Raw genomic sequence first — 16,111 nt, forward strand, 5'->3', positions numbered from 1 at the left:
GAATCCGGGTCAGTCGAGGTTGAAGTCCACCACGACCGGCGTCCGGCGGACCCGCACGGGGGTCGCGGCGTCGAAGCCGGCGGCGTCGCGGTGCCACACCGGCGGGGCGTACGCGCAGTCGCAGCGCAGCTTCACCCGCTGCCCGGGGAGCAGGCGCAGGGCGTAACCGCTGCCCGCGTCCGCCACGCCGGCCAGGTCCCCGGTCGCCGCGTCGAACGCGATCACCTGGGCGTAGGTGGCCAGCTCGTCGACCACTACCGCTCCGCCCAGCGCTATGCCGGCGGGCAGCGCCTGGTTCAGGTTCGCCGTCTGGTGCGCGCGGACCCGCACCGGCCGTGCCTGCTGCCGACCGCCCACCCCACCGGACCACACTGTCGCCAGCCCGGCGGCGGCGAACTGCACGGGCCAGTGGTACGGCCCGAGGCCGGTGATCGTGTAGCGGCCGTCCTCGTCGGTGGTCGGGCCGTGGTCGTCGTACTTGGGATGCGGCACGTATGGCACGACCATGACCAGTGCGCGGTTGACCGGTGCGCCGGTCGCCGCGTTGGTCACCACTCCGACGATGGTGCCCGGCGGGTCGAGCCGGATGGTCGGCGCGTCGGTCACCGCGCCGGCCCGGACCTGGACCACCTGTGCCCGCTCACGGTCGCCGGTGCCGCCGTGCCGGCCCACCCACTGCCAGCCGTGCATCGTCGTGTCGTAGGGGCGCACCAGCAGCCGGTACCTCCCCGGGGCGACGTCCCCGGTCACCAGCACACCCTGCTCGTCGGCGCACCCCCCGTACCGTCCGAGTTGGTCCTCGCCGAGGGTGACCGCCGCCAACGCCGCGGCGTCCACCGGGACCAGCGCGGCGCAGGCCCGGGGGACCGGCGCGCCGGTCGCCGCGTCGCGCACGACGGTGCGGACGGCGCCGGGCGCGGACGACCCGGGGGTACGCGCGGCGGCCGGCGCGGCGGCTTCGACGACGAGCAGGGCGACGGCGATGGTGGCGGTCAGGTGGCGCAGGAGTGTGCGGCTCACTGGCGTGGTCCCTCCGGTGTCGCGGCGACGGTGAGCAGACGGTAACGGTCAGTGTCTAATCCATTTCGGTCAATGTCGTGATGCTGACTGGGCGAGGCGCGCAACTCGCCCGTGCGCCGCGAATGCCGCGATATGCCCGAATGTGGCGCAGAGGTCACGGGTACCGCATAGCGTCACGGGGGCGGGACCCCCGCCGCTCCCGCCAGCGGACCGGCGGCGACGCCCACCGGAAGGAACCGGACATGAGTCGTGTCGACACTGTGCTCCTGCCGGAGCTGGACGGGCCGGTGCCGGCGACGCTGCCGAGCGCGCTCGGCCTGCTGAGCCTGGCCCTGGGGGTAGGCGCCCTCGTCGCCCCCGGACCCGTCGCGCGACTGACCGGGGTGGACGACTCCCCGGCCGCGCGGTCCGTGCTCCCGGCCATCGGTCTGCGGGAGTTGGGCAGCGCCGCCGGCCTGCTCAGCGGTCGCCGGCCGGCCGGCTGGGCCTGGAGCCGGGTGGCCGGCGATGCCATGGACCTCACCCTGCTCGGGCGGGCCCTCGCCGACCGTGGCGGTGAACGCCGCCGCCGGGTCGCGCTGACCACCCTCGCCATCGCCGGCATCACCACCGTCGATGCGCTCGCCGCCATCCGCATCGGCCAGGCGCGACGGGCCCGCGCGCGGGTGATCCGGATGGAGATCGCGGTGACGGTGAACCGGTCGCCCGCCGAGGCGTACCGGTTCTGGCGGGACATGGAGAACCTGCCCCGGTTCATGGCACACCTGGAGTCCGTCCGCGCCGACGATTTGCGCCGTTCGCACTGGATCGCCCGTGGTCCGGCCGGGCACCGCGTCGAGTGGGACGCCGAGATCATCGACGACCAGCCGAACAAGTCGATCACCTGGCGGTCGCTGCCAGGAACCCGGGTGCCCAACGCCGGCCGGGTCAGGTTCGTGCCCGCGCCCGGCGACCGGGGGACCGAGGTGCGGGTGGAGCTGCGCTACGCGCCACCGGCCGGCGCGCTCGGCCGAGCGGTGGCGAAGCTCTTCGGCGAGGAACCCGAGCAGCAGGTCCGCGACGACCTGCGCCGGTTCAAGCAGGTGCTGGAGACCGGCGAGGTCGTCCGCTCCGAGGGCAGCCCCAACGGCATCTCCGTACGCCAACAGGCCATGCAGCGACCCGCCCAGCCGCTGCCCGCGTCCCGCCGCTGACCGCCCGAGCTCTCCGAAAGGGACCGCTGATGAAGGCCACCGCCTGGATGGGCACCGACAGCGTCAAGGTCATCGACGTACCCGACCCGAAGATCATGAACGCCCGGGACGCGATCGTCCGGATCAGCACCACCGCGATCTGCGGCTCCGACCTGCACCTCTACCACGGCTACATCCCCGCGATGCGCAAGGGCGACATCCTCGGCCACGAGTTCATGGGCGAGGTGGTGGAGGTGGGCCCCCAGGTCCGCAACCTCGCCCCCGGCGACCGGGTGGTGGTGCCCTTCCCGATCGCCTGCGGGCACTGCTCGTCCTGCCAGCGCGGCCTCTACTCGGTCTGCGAGAACTCCAACCCGAACGCCGGCATCGCCGAGAAGATCATGGGGCACTCGCCGGCCGGCATCTTCGGCTACTCGCACCTGCTCGGCGGCTACGCCGGTGGCCAGGCCGAGTACGCCCGGGTGCCGTTCGCCGACGTCGGCCCGGTCAAGGTGCCCGACGAGATCAGCGACGACCAGGCGGTCATGCTGGCCGACGTGTTCCCGACCGGCTACATGGGCGCCGAGATGTGCGACATCAAACCCGGGCAGGTCATCGCCGTCTGGGGCGCCGGGCCGGTCGGGCTGCTCGCCGCGGCCAGCGCCCGACTGCTCGGCGCGGAGCGGGTGATCGTCATCGACCGGTTCCCGTACCGGCTGCGGCTGGCCGAGGAGCACATCGACGCGGAGACGATCAACTACGAGGAAGTCGACGTCCTGGACACCCTCAACGAGATGACCGCCGGCCGGGGCCCCGACGCGTGCATCGACGCGGTGGGCCTGGAGGGCCACCACGGCAACGCCGCCATGTACGCGTACGACCGGGCCAAACAGGCCGCGCGTGTCGAGACGGAACGACCGTTCGCGCTCCGGCAGGCGATCCTCGCCTGCCGCTCCGGCGGGGTGGTCTCGGTCGTCGGCGCGTACGGCGGTTTCGTCGACAAGTTCCCGATGGGCGCGTTCATGAACCGCTCGCTGATCATGCGGACCGGTCAGTGCCACGTCCAGCGCTACACCCGGCCGCTCCTGGAGCGCATCCAGCGCGGCGAGATCGACCCGAGCTTCATCGTCAGCCACCGGATGCCGCTGCGTGACGCACCGAAGGGCTACAAGATCTTCCAGAAGAAACAGGACGACTGCACGAAGGTGCTGCTCAAGGTCTGACCCGGCGGCCAGGTCCGCCGGGCGGGGGAGTTCCTCGCGCTGCCTTTGGAGCTGATGTCGTCAACGATTCAGCTCCAAAGGAGCCGACCATGGCCTCGGCTATCAACGCCGGTCGCTCTGCGCGGGCACGGCGCAGAACCCGCACTCGGCCCCGCGTGAGCTAGCGTGTCGCCATGGAAAGTGGCGATATGTCGATGTCTGTCTCGGCCGATCTCACTGTCCGGCTACGGCCGGTTGCCGAGCCCGACCTGGCGATCTTCCGCCGGCTCCGCACCGAGCCGGGCCTGATCGGTCTGGACTGGGCCGGCTTCAGCGACGCCGGGGCGCCGGCACGGCGGTTCGCCGTCGACGGCTACCTCGGCGAGGACGACGGACGGCTCGTCGTGGAGGTCGAGCAGGAGCAGGAGCAGGCTGCCGCCGGCATCGTCAGCTACACCGCCGGGCGTTACGCCGGACGGGCGTCGTACTGGGAGATCGGCATCGTCCTGCTGCCGCAGTGGCGGGGGAGAGGCATCGGCTGGCGCGCCCAGGCGTTGCTTTGCGACTACCTCTTCCACCACAGCCCGGCCCAGCGCATCCAGGCCGGTACGCACCCGGAGAACGTCGCCGAGCAACGAGCGTTGGAGAAGGCCGGCTTCCAGCTCGAGGGTGTCGTGCGGGCCAGCGAGTTTCGGGCCGGCCAGTGGCGCGACGGCTATCTGTACAGCCGGTTGCGCGACGACCCGTCCCCTTGGAACCAGACGCCGCAGGTCTGAGCCCTAGGCCTGGCGCGGACGGACCCCCGGCTCCACCGTCAGGGTCCCTGCCGCGGCGTCGATCGTGGCGCGCGAGCCCAGCGGAACGGTGAGCTGCCCGTTGCCGTGCCCCAGCCGTAGCCCGCCCAGGACCGGCACGCCGAGGTCGTACAGGCGGTCCTTGAGCACCGCTGCCGCATCCCACTCGCCCGGTTCGGCGACACTGTTGGTGATCTGGCCGATGACCACGCCGGCGACCCTGCGCAGCACGCCCACCCGGCGCAGCTCGGTCAGCATGCTGTCGATGCTGTACGGAGCCTCGTCCACGTCCTCGAAGAAGAGGATCGCGCCGTCGAATTTCGGAGAGTCCTCCGCGCCGAGCGAGGTGGAGATCAGCGTCAGGCAACCGCCGAGCAGCGGCCCCGATGCCCGCCCCGGCACCACGACGGAAGCGGCTGTCTCGGCCGGGTCCCGAGAGATGGTGACCGGTGCGGTGGTCATCACCGCCCTGCGGAGCGCCTCGGCCGACTCGGGGCCGGTGCGGGCGTCACTCCAGTTGACCATGGGGCCGTAGAAGGTGACCAGGCCCGTCTCGCGCCAGAGCTTGCCGTGGATGCTGGTGATGTCGCTGAAACCGACGACCACCCGAGGGTCGCGGCGCAGAACGGACACGTCGATCTGGTCGACGATCCGCTGCGTGCCGTAACCACCCCGCGCGGCGAACACGGCCCGGATGCCCGGGTCGGTGAGCGCGGCGTTCAGGTCGGCCAGCCGCTGCGCGTCGGTGCCGGCCAGATAGCCGTACTTGGTGAAGACGTGCTTGCCCAGCTCGACCTCAAGGCCCCAGCTCCGCAGGATCTCGATGCCGCGAGCCATGTTCGTGGGGTCGGGCGTGCTGCCGGGCGAGACCACCCGGACCCGGTCACCGGGTGCCAGCGCCGGTGCCCGCACGACGCGCTTCGGACCGACCGGCGCGGCCTGCGCGGACGCGGCCTGCGCCGAGCCGACGAGCACCGCGCCACCGGCCGCCGCCGCTCCCATCCGCAGCATGTTCCGACGGGACAGGGGCACTCGCGCGGGCCCCTCGATCGTGGCTGGGTCTGTTTCAGAAGTGGCCACCGGCGTCCCCTCATCGTGATCAGACGATGTGTGCGAGCTGCCACAGCCTACGACAGCCGTCGATCGGTGTGGGGGTCCACAAGGGACCGTGACTGGGATGTTTTGTGAGGCTCCGCCCGCCGATGGCGGGGAGTCCGAATCCGCCCGTGACCCCGTTTGCCGCCGGGGAGCCTGGGAACTCGCCCCGTTCGTCAACAGGCACGCCTGACGGCATGCCGACGAGACCGAAGGAGCGGGGCATGGAGTACGAGCAGATGATCGCCACGGTACGACAGCGCGCGGGCCTCGGTGAGAACGAGGCCGTGCGGTCCATACAGGCCGTCCTGTCGGTGCTCGGTGAACGGCTCGCCGGACAGGAGGCGGACAACCTGGCGGCGCAGCTACCGGACCGGCTGAACGGGTCCGTCACCCGCAACCCGCAGGGCCGCCGGTGGGACGTCGGCGAGTTCCTCAAGAACGTCGGGGATCGCGAGCAGGTCGCGAACGCGGACCAGGTGCGTCAACACGCCCAGGCGGTGCTGCGTACCGTCGCCGAGGCGCTCAACGACGACGAGCGACACGACCTGCTCGCCCAGCTTCCCGGCGGCATCATCGACCTCTTCGGTGTGCCCACCCCGCGAGGCTGAGCCCCGCGCTGATCGGGCCGTCCGTCCGATGTGCTCACGGGATCGGCCACTCGTGCACCGGCCGGTTGCTGTGCATCAGGTCGACGTAGTGTCTGACCACCTCGCGCAGCGCCTCCGGCCGGTCCAGGTGGTCGGTCGACTCCAACCGGTGCAGCGTCTCCACCTGCCAGGTCGCGCCGTTGCGGCCAGTCAGGCAGCGCTGCTCGATGACGCCGAGCAACCGGTCACGCTCGGCCGGGTCGAGGCCCCACCGGTCCAGACCGTGATGCGCCATCGGCAGCAACCGGCGCAACACCAACTCGCTGACGGGCAGGTAACCGAGACCGGGCCAGAAGACCTGCGCGTCGATGCCGTGCCGGGCGCAGCTGGTGAAGTTCTCCTCGGCGGCGCTGAACGACATCTGCGACCACAGTGGCCGGTCCGACTCGGCGAGGGCGCGCACCAAACCGAAGTAGAAGGCGCCGTTGGCGATGGTGTCCAGCACGGTCGGGCCGGCGGGAAGCACCCGATTCTCCACCCGCAGGTGCGGCCGGCCCCGCGACACGTCGTACACCGGGCGGTTCCACCGGTACACGGTGCCGTTGTGCAGGCGCAGCTCGGCCAGCTTGGGCACCTCGCCGGCCGCGAGGGCCTGCGCCGGGTCCTCCGGGTCGCAGACCGGCAGTAGCGCCGGGAAGTAGCGCACGTTCTCCTCGAACAGGTCGAACACGCTGGTGATCCAGCGTTCGCCGAACCAGACCCGGGGGCGTACCCCCTGGGCTTTGATCTCCTCCGACCGGGTGTCGGTGGCCTGCTGGAACAGCGGGATGCGGGTCTCGCGCCACAGCTCCCGGCCGAAGAACAGCGGCGAGTTCGCGCCGACCGCGACCTGGATGCCGGCCACTGCCTGGGCGGCGTTCCAGTAGTCGGCGAACTGGGCCGGGCTGACCTGGAGATGGAACTGGGTGCTGGTGCAGGCCGCCTCCGGGGTGATTGTGTCGGCGGTGACCGCCAACCGTTCCACCCCGCTGATGGCGATCGGCAGATCCTCACCGCGAGCCGCGAAGATCTGCTCGTTGAGCAACTTGTAGCGGGGGTTGGCCGACAGCGTCTCGGCGGTCAGGTGCTCGGGGCGCAGCGTCGGCAGGATGCCGATCATGACCATGTGCGCGCCGATCGCCCGGGCCTTCACCTCGGCGGCGTTGAGGCTGGCCCGCACGTACTCCTCGAAGTCGGCGGTGCCGGTGCCGGTCAGCCGGCGCGGCGGCACGTTGATCTCGACGTTGAACTGGCCCAGCTCGGTCTGGAAGCTCTCGTCGGCGATGGCCGCCAGCACGTCGGCGTTGCGCATCGTCGGATTCGACGTCTCGTCGACCAGGTTCAGCTCGATCTCCACGCCGGTCATCGGCCGGTCGAGGTCGAAGCGCGACTCGCGCAGCATCTCGGCGAAGACATCCAGGCAGCGGCGGACCTTGTCGCGGTATCGGGCTCGGTCCTCTCGACTGAAGGTTCGTACGCCGACGTCCTCGCCCATGGTCACCACCCTGTCACCGCTGGTCCCCCTAACCTCGCACGTTGTCGGCGGGCGGGGGAAGACCCGAGGACCCTTTCCTACCCAACTGCCAGCCCTGTTAGCCCAGCCAGAGCGGACCGATAGCATTGCGCCCCGAGAGGTGGTGGCGTGCGGATGCGCGAGAAGGTGACCCGGCTGTTCGTCGCGGCGGCGATCGCCGAGGCCTGCTCCTGGCTGGCCCTGCTGGTCGGCATGCTGGTCAAGTACGGTCCGCCGGACAACGAGCTGGGCGTCAAGATCTTTGGTCCGATCCACGGCGGCCTGTTCGTCGCGTACGTCCTGCTGGTGCTGGCAGTGGCCCGGCTGCACCGGTGGAGCCTGCTGGCCACGGCGGTGGCCCTGGCCAGCGCGGTGCCGCCGTTCGCCACCCTGGTCTTCGAGCGCTGGGCCCGCCGCCGGGGCATGCTCGGCGTCGACCGGCAACCGGCCCGCGAGCCCGCCCCGGTCGGCTGAGCCGCCGAACCGCCCGCGCACCCCGCTGAACTGCCCCGCCGACCCGCCGACCCGCCGGGGGCCGGTCAGGTCAGCGCGGAGCAGGCCGCTATGCCGGCCAGCAGCAGTGTGCCCAGGAACGCCTGCAACAGCAGTGGCGGCCCGAGATGCGACCAGAGCGTCGCCGTACGCGGGGTCAGCAACTGCCCGGTGGTGAGGTTGACGATCCGCTCGATCCGGGGCGGCAACTCCGGGTCGCGTTGCGGGCGCAGGGTGAGCTGCACCTGGTCGGCCGGGTGCAGGGCGCTCTGCGGCAGGTGCCCGTGCAGCTCCACCTCGCAGAGCTGGCCGGCGGTGTTGCGGAGCCGCACCGGCGTGACCAGGTATTCCGGGCCCTGCTTCAGCTCCTTCCAGCGACGACGGGTGCCACCACCGCCGAACGAGAAGAGCGAGCGCAGCAGCAGCGCGGGCAGCCGGGCGAAGGCCGCCGCGGCGAGCACCGCCACCAGCACCGGCTGACCGACGCGTACCTCACGGGTGTAGCCGTCGAGCAGGCGGATCAGCCGCCCGGTGACGATTCGTTCCGTCGGGTGCACGATCCGTCGCGTGTCGAGTCCGCTGTCCATTTCCACCACCGAGAGTCCGCATGTGTTCACAGATCGTATCGACGTCTTCGGTTGAACGACGTGAATGAAACCTGGTCACGGGCTCACGGCCGCGAGGTGACATCCCCCGCGACCCGGGTAAGCGGGGGGCCGAGCTGGAAAGGGGTCGAGCATGCAGCTGTCCTTCCTGCGCCCGCTCTACGACCGTCCCGGGCCGTGGTGCTCGGTGTATCTGGACGCCTCCGCGGACACGGAGGACGCCAAACCCGCACTGGATCTGCGCTGGCGTGCCCTGGAACGCAGCCTGGCCGAACAGGGGGCGGACGAGGCGAACATCGCCGCGCTGGACCGGGTGGTCCGAGGTCACGATCCGATGGTCGGGGACTACGGGCTGGCGGTCTTCGCCAGTCACGGCCAGGTGGTGCTCTCCGAGTACCTGTCCGCGCCGCCACTGCGGGACCTGGCCCACGTCGGCCCGTTGCCGCACGTGATGCCGCTGCTCGCGCAACGCGGCGAGCAGGTGGCCTGGGTACGTGTGGTCGCCGACCGGCTCGGCGCCGACGCGATGGCGGTCAGCGCCGGCGGGGTACCCCGACGAGCGCACGTCGCCGGCCGGGACGAGTATCCGCTGCGACGGGCGAAGCCCGGCGGCTGGTCCCAGTCGCGCTACCAGCGGGCGGCCATGGAGGCGTGGCACCAGAACGCCGGCGACGTCACCGCGGCCACCGTGCAGCTGGCCGACCGGGTCGGCGCGGACGTGGTGGTGGTCGCCGGTGACGTCCGGGCCACCGGGATGATCGCCGCCCAGATGCCGGAACGCTGGCAGGACCTGGTGGTCCGCACCGATGCCGGTTCGCGGGCCGGCGGCGCCGACCAGACGATGCTGGACGACCTCACGGTGCAGACCATCGCGGAGATCGCCGACCAGCGGATCAGCGCCGCGCTGGACAAGTTCGGCGTGCAGGAGGACGTGGGCGGCGGGCTCGACGCGGTCGTCTCGGCCCTGCAACGCAACCAGGTCGACATGATGATCATCGTGGACGACCCGTCGGCCAACGGTGAGTTGTGGATCGGCGCGGAACCCACCGAGATCGCCGTCGACCCGGGGCAGCTGGCAGCCATGTCGGTGGCCGACCCGCAGCGGGTACGCGCCGACGCGGCGCTGGTCCGGGCGCTCGTCGGCACCGACGCGGCACTGACAGTGCTCGGCGCCGACGAGGCGCCCGACCTCACCGACGGCGTCGGAGCGGTACTGCGCTACGTCGACCCCGGCACACCGGGGCGCGGCAATGGTTGACCGAACGGTTGCGGACGTCCTGGTGGAGCGGCTGCTGGCCTGGCGGGTACCCCGCGCCTTCGGGTACCCGGGCGAGGCGATCGCTCCACTGGTTGACGCGCTGGACCGCACCGGCGGCGAGCCGGCGTTCATCCCGGCCCGGCACGAGGAGACCGCCTCGTTCATGGCCACCGGGCACGCCAAGTTCACCGGCGGCATCGGGGTCTGCCTCGCCACTCAGGGCCCCAGCGCCGTCCAGCTGCTCAACGGCCTCTACGACGCCAAGCTGGACAGCAAACCGGTGGTGGCCATCGTCGGGGAGGACATCTCCGGGCCGCTCGGCGGCGCGCACCAGGAGATCGGGCTGAGCCGGCTCTTCGGGGATGTGTGCAACCAGTTCGTCCGGTACGGCCGCAGCCCCGACGAGGTGGGGGCGCTGCTGGACCAGGCGTTCCGGACGGCGGCGGCGACCCGCAGCCCGACGTGCGTGGTGCTGCCCCGACAGTTGCAGGAGGCGCTGGTACCCGCCCTTCAGTCGTACAGCGCCGGGGTGATCACGGCGACCCCCGGCGAGCCGCTGGCCCGGGTCCTGCCGCACGAGGCGGACCTGGACGCCGCCGCGCAGCTGCTCGGCGGCGGCCAGCGGACCGCGATCCTGGTGGGCCAGGGTGGTCGGGACGCCGCCGCCGAGATCATCGAGATCGCCGACCGGCTGGGTGCCGGGGTGGCCACCTCGCTGCTCGGCAAGCCGGTGCTCGACGAGCGGTTGCCGTTCCACACCGGGGTGCTCGGCGAGGTCGGCACCCCGGCGGCGGCCGAGCTGATGGGTGGTTGCGACACGCTGCTGATGGTCGGCACCAACGACCCGTGGACCGACTACTTCCCGATGCCCGAGCAGGCGCGGACGGTGCAGATCGACATCGACGGTCGCCGGATCGGCACCCGGTACCCGGCCGACGTTCCGCTGGTCGGCGATGCCGCGGAGACGCTGCGGGCGCTGCTGAGCCGGTTGCGTGGCCGGTCCGAACAGCAGTGGCGCGCCACTGTGGAAAGTTCGGTGGACCGCTGGCGGGAGGTCGCGGCCGAGCGGGCCGCCGCCGCCGCGAACCCGGTCAATCCGCAGCTCGTCCTGCAGGAGCTGTCCGCCCGGATGCCCGGCACCGGCGCGGTCGCCGTCGACGTCGGCTCGGTCCTCTACTGGTACGCCCGCCACCTCACCCTGCCACCGGGGGTCAACGCGCAGCTGTGCGGAACCCTCGGCTCGATGGGCTGCGCGCTGCCGTACGCGGTGGCGGCCAAGCTCGCCGCGCCCGACCAACCGGTGGTCGCGCTGGTGGGTGACGGGGCGATGCAGCTCAACGGGCTCGCCGAACTGATCACCGTCTCGCACCTCTGGCAGCAGTGGCGCGACCCGCGGCTGGTCGTGCTGGTGCTCAACAACCGGGACCAGAACGGCATGGGTGGCGGGCGACAACCGTCGTCCGACCCCACCCACCGCCGCCCCGACGTGCCGTACGCCGGGTGGGCCCGGCTGCTGGGGCTGCACGGGGTGCGGGTGGACCGCCCGGAGCTGGTCGGCGCGGCCTGGGACGAGGCCCTCGCCGCCGACCGTCCCTGCGTACTGGAGGCGGTCGTCGACCCGGCGGTGTCGCTGGCACCGCCGGAGCCCGCCTTCGCCGACCTGCGCGGCCTGTACGCCGAGGGCGCCCCGGCCCGGAAAGTCCGTGAGCAGGTGGAGGTCACCACGAGCGCCGACGATCTCGTTTAGCCACCCCGGGCCAGGGCATGAGTAGCGGCCTGACGACGCTGGAGGTCCCATGTCCGAGCCCGCCGACCGCCGCTACGGTCCCGCGACACTGCCGAGGGCACGCGGCCCGCTCTCCGCAGCAGTCGTCGAGGCTCTGCGGCACCCGCCGCACGACCTGCCGGCCGATCTCGGCGTCGATCTCCACCCGGCGGACCCGATCACCGACGAGGACCTGCAGCTGACGCTGTTTCTCTGCTACGAGCTGCACTACCGGGGCTGGCTCGGGGTGGACGAGTCGTGGGAGTGGCAGCCGACGCTGCTGGCGCTGCGTGCCCGCTGCGAACGGGTCTTCGAGGCGGCGCTGCGTCGGCTGGCCGGCACGCCGTCGGTGCCCGCCGCCGGGGTGGCGGCCGGCCTGGCCGAGGTGGTCGCCGCCGACGACGGTCCGGCGTTGGCCGCGACACTGCAACGCCGCGCCGACCTCGCCCAGTTCCGCGAGTTCGTCGCCCACCGCTCTGTTTACCACCTGCGGGAGGCGGACCCGCACAGCTGGGCGCTGCCTCGCCTCGGTGGCCCGGCCAAGGCCGCGCTCGTGGAGATCCAGACCGACGAGTACGGCAATGGGCGGCTGGACCGGATGCACGCCGAGCTGTTCCGGAGCACCCTCGACCGACTGGGCCTGGACACAGCGTACGGCGCGCACATCGACGTGGCGCCGGCGGTGACGTTGGCGACCAACAACCTGATGTCGCTGTTCGGGCTGCACCGGCGGTTGCGCGGCGCGCTGCTCGGGCACCTGGCCGCGTTCGAGATGACCTCCTCGCTGCCCAACCGTCGCTACGGCAACGGGTTGCGCCGGCTCGGCTTCGACGAGGTGGCCACCCGCTTCTACGACGAGCACGTCGAGGCCGACGCGGTGCACGAGCAGATCGCCGCGCACGACATGTGCGGCGGACTGGTCCGCGTCGAGCCGGCCCTCGCCCGCGACGTGCTGTTCGGCGCGGCGGCCGGGCTCGCTGTGGACCGGCTGTTCGCCGGGCACCTGCTGGACAGCTGGGCCGCGGGCCGCAGCTCGCTGCGGACACCCGCCCCGCCGCCCCTGCCGCCCACGGTCTCGCTCGTCGCGTCGCCCGAGGTGGCCCCGCCCGCGTTCGTCTGACCCGAGGGGCTTGTCGCCTGGTGGGGGCGTGCCGCCCAGGGTGGGGGCGTGCCGCCCCGGTGGGACCTGCCGGCGGGTGGGGGACGTGCCGCCCCGGGTCCGCCCTTTGCTCTGCACCCGCCCATGCACCGCACACGGTCCGTAACTGGCGCGTGGGCGGGTGCAGAGCAAAGGGGACGTGCCTCTGGTGCGGCCCCTCCGCGCCCTGTCGCTGCGTGACTCGGGGATGGGGCGGTCAGCCCTCGCGGGTGGTGCCGGCGCGGAAGTTGATCGCCTTGTGGGTGCCGTCGCAGAACGGCTTGAGCGCCGACTTGCCGCACCGGCACAACGCCACAGTGCCCCGCCGCGCGTCGATGCGCTCGCCGTTCGGTCTGACCAACGCGAAGTCGCCGCGGACCAGCAGCGGTCCGTCCTCGTACGGGGTGATCGTGGCGGCGGCTGGCTCGCTGGTGTCGTCGGTGCGCATGGCCCCGGAAGTGCCCGTCCTGGCCCTGGCGAAACCCGAGCCGCCGAACGCCGGTGATGACCGGGGCACCCCGCTGACCAGCGGAATGTGCCGCCGGGTGGGTGATGCCCCGTTTGAACCCCATCGGGACGGGAAGCCGGGCCGCGTGGTGAGCGAACGAGGCAAGGTGGGGCCGGTGCACAAGGTGCACAAGGGGCTCACGGCTGATGGCGCCGGTCTCGCCGGCGACCGGGTCGTGGCCGCGGGCAGCTCCGCCCGGGTGCTGGTCGCCGCCACCGCCCGTGCACTGCGCGGGGTCGACTGCGCCGACCTCGGGCACACCGGGCCGACATCGCGGTTCCCCGGCGCCCCCGAACCGGTACGCCGTGCCGCGGTCACCCGCGCCGCCGGCCGGGTCGCGCTCACCGTGGCCCAGATCGACGAGGTGGACGCCGCGAGGGTGGCCCGCTGGTTCGTCGACCAGTACCCCCGCCGCCGCTACCCGGGGGTGCTCATCGGCTCTCCGCACGGCGCTGCCGCGCACCTCGCGGTGGCCCTCGGGGTGCCGTGGCTGCCGGCGGGCTTCGAGATGACCGTGCACTGGTCCGACGGCGCGGTGGACCGCCCGGGGGACGCCGCGGAGCATGGCGCGGCACTCTCCGCCCGGTTGCTCGTCGGCAACGCCGACCTGCACCTGCGCCAGGTGCACTGCCCGGCCAGCCGTGGCGCGCTGACCGGGGCGACCGTGTCGCTGACCGCCACGTGGAGGGCCCTACCGGCCGCGTACGCGCGGTTCCTGGCCGACCGGCTGGTGCCGGGCGCCCCCGTGCTGCTGGTCCGCGACGCACGCACCTGGCCGGTGCTGGAGCGCGGACCGGGGCACAGCTTCCAGGTCGGCTGCCCGGGTAGTGGGCTGGACCCGGTGGACTTCCACCCGGACAGCCACGCGTTGCGGCAGGTGCTGCGCTCCGTCGGCGGGGACGCGACCCGCTGGGAGCCGCCGGAAGTGTCCGTGCCGTCGGCGTACGCCGAGCACGGCGTCGACTCGGGCTTCGAGCTGGCCGCGCGGGACTGGTCCACCCGGCACCAGCATCCGCTGCACCGGGTGTTGGTGCCCCGGCCGGCGGCACTGAGCGCGGGCGTGGCCGACCTCTACCGGCGGTGGCTGCGGCGCGCCGGCAAGACCGGTGACCGGTTGGTGGTGGAGTGCGGTCGACTGCTCGATCCGTGGCAGGTGGTGCGGGCGGGGCTGGTGCCGTACTGGTGTGAGAACGCCACCCGCCGCAGCGTCGACGAGGCCGAGTGGTGGCTGGCCGGCAGCGAGCCCTTCAGCTCGGTGGACGTGTTGCCGGAGCCGCCCGGGGTGCGCTCACCCGCGCTGGCAGGGCTGCCGCAGTGGCTGGCCGTCGCCGGGTTCGGCCGGCGGCGTCGGGCGCTGGACCGCACCACCGCCCGCGGGTACCCGGTCACCTCGGTGCCCACCCGCCGGGCCACCGAGGTGCTGCGCGCCCAGCCGTACGACCTGCCGGCGCCGCCCCCGCTGGGGGTCGCCGAGGCGCTGGCCGTGCTCCGCGACAGCGGCGGCCACCAGGGGTTGTTGGTCTCCTGAGACGGAGGACGCCGAAACTTCCTCGCGAACCCGGGGTCCCGTGATTGAGTACCTACGGAGCGGGAACATCGCTGGCTGCGACGGCTTGATTGCGCTGCGTAGAGGTGTTGTCGCCCGCTGGCATCCCAGTCACTGACCCACTTTCCGGCCCGGTGCGTGGCTCGACCACGCGCACGACCGGTTTCCCGATCCGGGCGGGGGACCTTCCTGAGGGAGGCGCGGATGTTCGGACAGACGAGCACGACCACGACCACGACCCCACCACCACCCAACGATCGGGGTCTGGAGGATCTCGACGCGGCGGCGATGGCGTACGCGGCCCGGATCGCCGGGCTGCCGCCGGAGCGGCGGGGGGAGGCCCGGGACGACCTGGTGCGCTTCGCGCTGCCGTTCGCCGGCCGGCTGGCCCGCCGGTACCGGGGGCGGGGGGAGCCGTTGGAGGACCTGGAGCAGGTGGCCCGGCTGGGCCTGGTCAACGCCGTCGACCGCTATGACCCCGAACGGGGCTCCTTCACCGCGTACGCCGCGATCACCATCGTGGGCGAGATCAAACGGCACTTCCGGGACCGTACCTGGGGCGTGCACGTGCCCCGCCGACTGCGGGACCTGATCCTCGAAGTGGGGCAGGCCACCGCCGCGCTCACCAGCGAGCTGTCCCGGGCCCCGTCCGTGGCCGAGCTGTCGGCCCGGTTGGAGACCCCGGAGGAGGAGATCCTCGCCGCCCTGGAGTCGGCCGCCGGCTACAGCCCGGCCTCGCTGAACGCCCCGGTGGGCGGGGAGAGCTCCGCCGAGTTCGGAGACCTGGTCGGCGAGTCCGACAACGCGTTGGAGTCGGTCGACGACCGGGTGACGGTGAGCGGTCTGCTGCACCGACTGCCCTGGCGTGAGCGACGGATCCTCGCGATGCGCTTCTACGGCAACCAGACCCAGGCCGAGATCGCCGCCCGGTTCGGCATCTCGCAGATGCACGTGTCCCGGTTGCTGTCGCGGGCGCTCACCTGGCTGCGTCAGGCGATGCTCGCCGACGCGCCGCCGCCATGGCAGAACGGCGCCGCCGAACCCGACCCGGGCAAGACCCGGATCTCGGTCAAGCAGAACGGCGACTCGGTGGTGGTCGAGGTCGGCGGCGAGATCGACCGCGACGGCGCGGACCAGCTGCGCCGGGCCATGCTGGAGGCGGTCACCGGCCAGCCCAGCGAGGTGGTCGTCGACCTCGTCGGCGCGGGTGGCTTCGACGCCGGTGGGATCGCCGCGCTGATGGCCGGTCGGGACGCGGCGGAGCGGACCGGGGTGCCGCTGCGGCTGACCCGGGTCCAGCCCGCGGTACGCCGTTCACTCACCGCCGCCGGCCTGGCGCCGGCCCGGGACTGACGCACACGGACAGGCGAAGGG

15 protein-coding genes are annotated in these 16,111 nt (G+C 72.6%); 10 read left to right on the plus strand and 5 right to left on the minus strand.

The genetic code is table 11. The annotated features are described in order from the left end of the window. Nucleotides 1-9: 9 nt before the first annotated feature. Nucleotides 10-1,020, minus strand: coding sequence for a carboxypeptidase regulatory-like domain-containing protein (locus AB0B68_RS06075; RefSeq protein WP_357202186.1), 1,011 nt, complete (start codon nt 1,018-1,020; stop codon nt 10-12). Nucleotides 1,021-1,262: 242 nt separating this feature from the next. Between AB0B68_RS06075 and AB0B68_RS06080 the strand changes: the two genes are divergently transcribed. The 3 genes from AB0B68_RS06080 to AB0B68_RS06090 all read left to right on the plus strand — a co-directional run bounded on the left by AB0B68_RS06080 (nt 1,263) and on the right by AB0B68_RS06090 (nt 4,170). Beyond that, nucleotides 1,263-2,213 (plus strand): SRPBCC family protein, encoded by a 951-nt coding sequence (locus AB0B68_RS06080; protein WP_357258121.1) that lies wholly within the window; start codon nt 1,263-1,265, stop codon nt 2,211-2,213. A gap of 29 nt (nt 2,214-2,242) precedes the next feature. Continuing rightward, nucleotides 2,243-3,415, plus strand: a complete 1,173-nt coding sequence (locus tag AB0B68_RS06085; RefSeq protein ID WP_145787991.1) for a zinc-dependent alcohol dehydrogenase — start codon at nt 2,243-2,245, stop codon at nt 3,413-3,415. A 173-nt stretch (nt 3,416-3,588) separates the two neighbouring features. Next, nucleotides 3,589-4,170: a GNAT family protein gene (locus AB0B68_RS06090; RefSeq protein WP_357202193.1), complete on the plus strand. Its 582-nt coding sequence runs from the start codon at nt 3,589-3,591 to the stop codon at nt 4,168-4,170. Nucleotides 4,171-4,173: 3 nt separating this feature from the next. Here AB0B68_RS06090 and AB0B68_RS06095 read toward each other — a convergent pair whose 3' ends face one another. After that, on the minus strand, nt 4,174-5,199 hold the full coding sequence (locus AB0B68_RS06095) for an LD-carboxypeptidase (RefSeq protein ID WP_357258123.1): 1,026 nt from the start codon (nt 5,197-5,199) through the stop codon (nt 4,174-4,176). Between the two features lie 308 nt (nt 5,200-5,507). On the opposite strand from AB0B68_RS06095, the gene AB0B68_RS06100 reads away from it, so the two are divergent. Further along, nucleotides 5,508-5,894 (plus strand): DUF2267 domain-containing protein, encoded by a 387-nt coding sequence (locus tag AB0B68_RS06100; RefSeq protein ID WP_357258125.1) that lies wholly within the window; start codon nt 5,508-5,510, stop codon nt 5,892-5,894. Nucleotides 5,895-5,928: 34 nt separating this feature from the next. Here the strand turns inward: AB0B68_RS06100 and AB0B68_RS06105 are convergent, their stop codons facing one another. Beyond that, entirely contained in the window at nt 5,929-7,407 is a 1,479-nt protein-coding gene (locus AB0B68_RS06105; RefSeq protein ID WP_357206975.1) for a glutamate--cysteine ligase, read from the minus strand. A 153-nt stretch (nt 7,408-7,560) separates the two neighbouring features. Between AB0B68_RS06105 and AB0B68_RS06110 the strand changes: the two genes are divergently transcribed. Further along, nucleotides 7,561-7,899, plus strand: coding sequence for a DUF3817 domain-containing protein (locus tag AB0B68_RS06110; protein ID WP_355008027.1), 339 nt, complete (start codon nt 7,561-7,563; stop codon nt 7,897-7,899). A gap of 65 nt (nt 7,900-7,964) precedes the next feature. On the opposite strand, the gene AB0B68_RS06115 is transcribed toward AB0B68_RS06110, so the two are convergent. Then, nucleotides 7,965-8,513, minus strand: coding sequence for a hypothetical protein (locus tag AB0B68_RS06115; protein WP_357206973.1), 549 nt, complete (start codon nt 8,511-8,513; stop codon nt 7,965-7,967). Between the two features lie 142 nt (nt 8,514-8,655). Between AB0B68_RS06115 and AB0B68_RS06120 the strand changes: the two genes are divergently transcribed. The 3 genes from AB0B68_RS06120 to AB0B68_RS06130 are packed head-to-tail and all read left to right on the plus strand — an operon-like array spanning nt 8,656 to nt 12,665. Further along, on the plus strand, nt 8,656-9,780 hold the full coding sequence (locus AB0B68_RS06120; protein WP_355007865.1) for a Vms1/Ankzf1 family peptidyl-tRNA hydrolase: 1,125 nt from the start codon (nt 8,656-8,658) through the stop codon (nt 9,778-9,780). Next, nucleotides 9,773-11,527: a thiamine pyrophosphate-binding protein gene (locus tag AB0B68_RS06125; RefSeq protein ID WP_357206969.1), complete on the plus strand. Its 1,755-nt coding sequence runs from the start codon at nt 9,773-9,775 to the stop codon at nt 11,525-11,527. Before AB0B68_RS06120 ends, AB0B68_RS06125 begins: the two co-directional genes overlap by 8 nt. A gap of 49 nt (nt 11,528-11,576) precedes the next feature. Beyond that, nucleotides 11,577-12,665 (plus strand): iron-containing redox enzyme family protein, encoded by a 1,089-nt coding sequence (locus AB0B68_RS06130; protein ID WP_357206967.1) that lies wholly within the window; start codon nt 11,577-11,579, stop codon nt 12,663-12,665. Nucleotides 12,666-12,900: 235 nt separating this feature from the next. On the opposite strand, the gene AB0B68_RS06135 is transcribed toward AB0B68_RS06130, so the two are convergent. Further along, the gene (locus AB0B68_RS06135) at nt 12,901-13,131 is read right to left on the minus strand and encodes a CDGSH iron-sulfur domain-containing protein (protein ID WP_357258127.1); all 231 of its coding nucleotides are present in this window, start codon (nt 13,129-13,131) and stop codon (nt 12,901-12,903) included. A gap of 145 nt (nt 13,132-13,276) precedes the next feature. On the opposite strand from AB0B68_RS06135, the gene AB0B68_RS06140 reads away from it, so the two are divergent. Both AB0B68_RS06140 and AB0B68_RS06145 read left to right on the plus strand, forming a co-directional pair. After that, a complete protein-coding gene (locus AB0B68_RS06140) occupies nt 13,277-14,719 on the plus strand; it encodes a hypothetical protein (protein WP_357206965.1) in 1,443 nt (480 codons plus the stop codon). A 222-nt stretch (nt 14,720-14,941) separates the two neighbouring features. Next, nucleotides 14,942-16,090, plus strand: a complete 1,149-nt coding sequence (locus AB0B68_RS06145) for a SigB/SigF/SigG family RNA polymerase sigma factor (RefSeq protein WP_091408326.1) — start codon at nt 14,942-14,944, stop codon at nt 16,088-16,090. Nucleotides 16,091-16,111 lie beyond the last annotated feature (21 nt).

Source organism: Micromonospora sp. NPDC049049, from assembly GCF_040649115.1.
Classification (GTDB): Bacteria; Actinomycetota; Actinomycetes; order Mycobacteriales; family Micromonosporaceae; genus Micromonospora.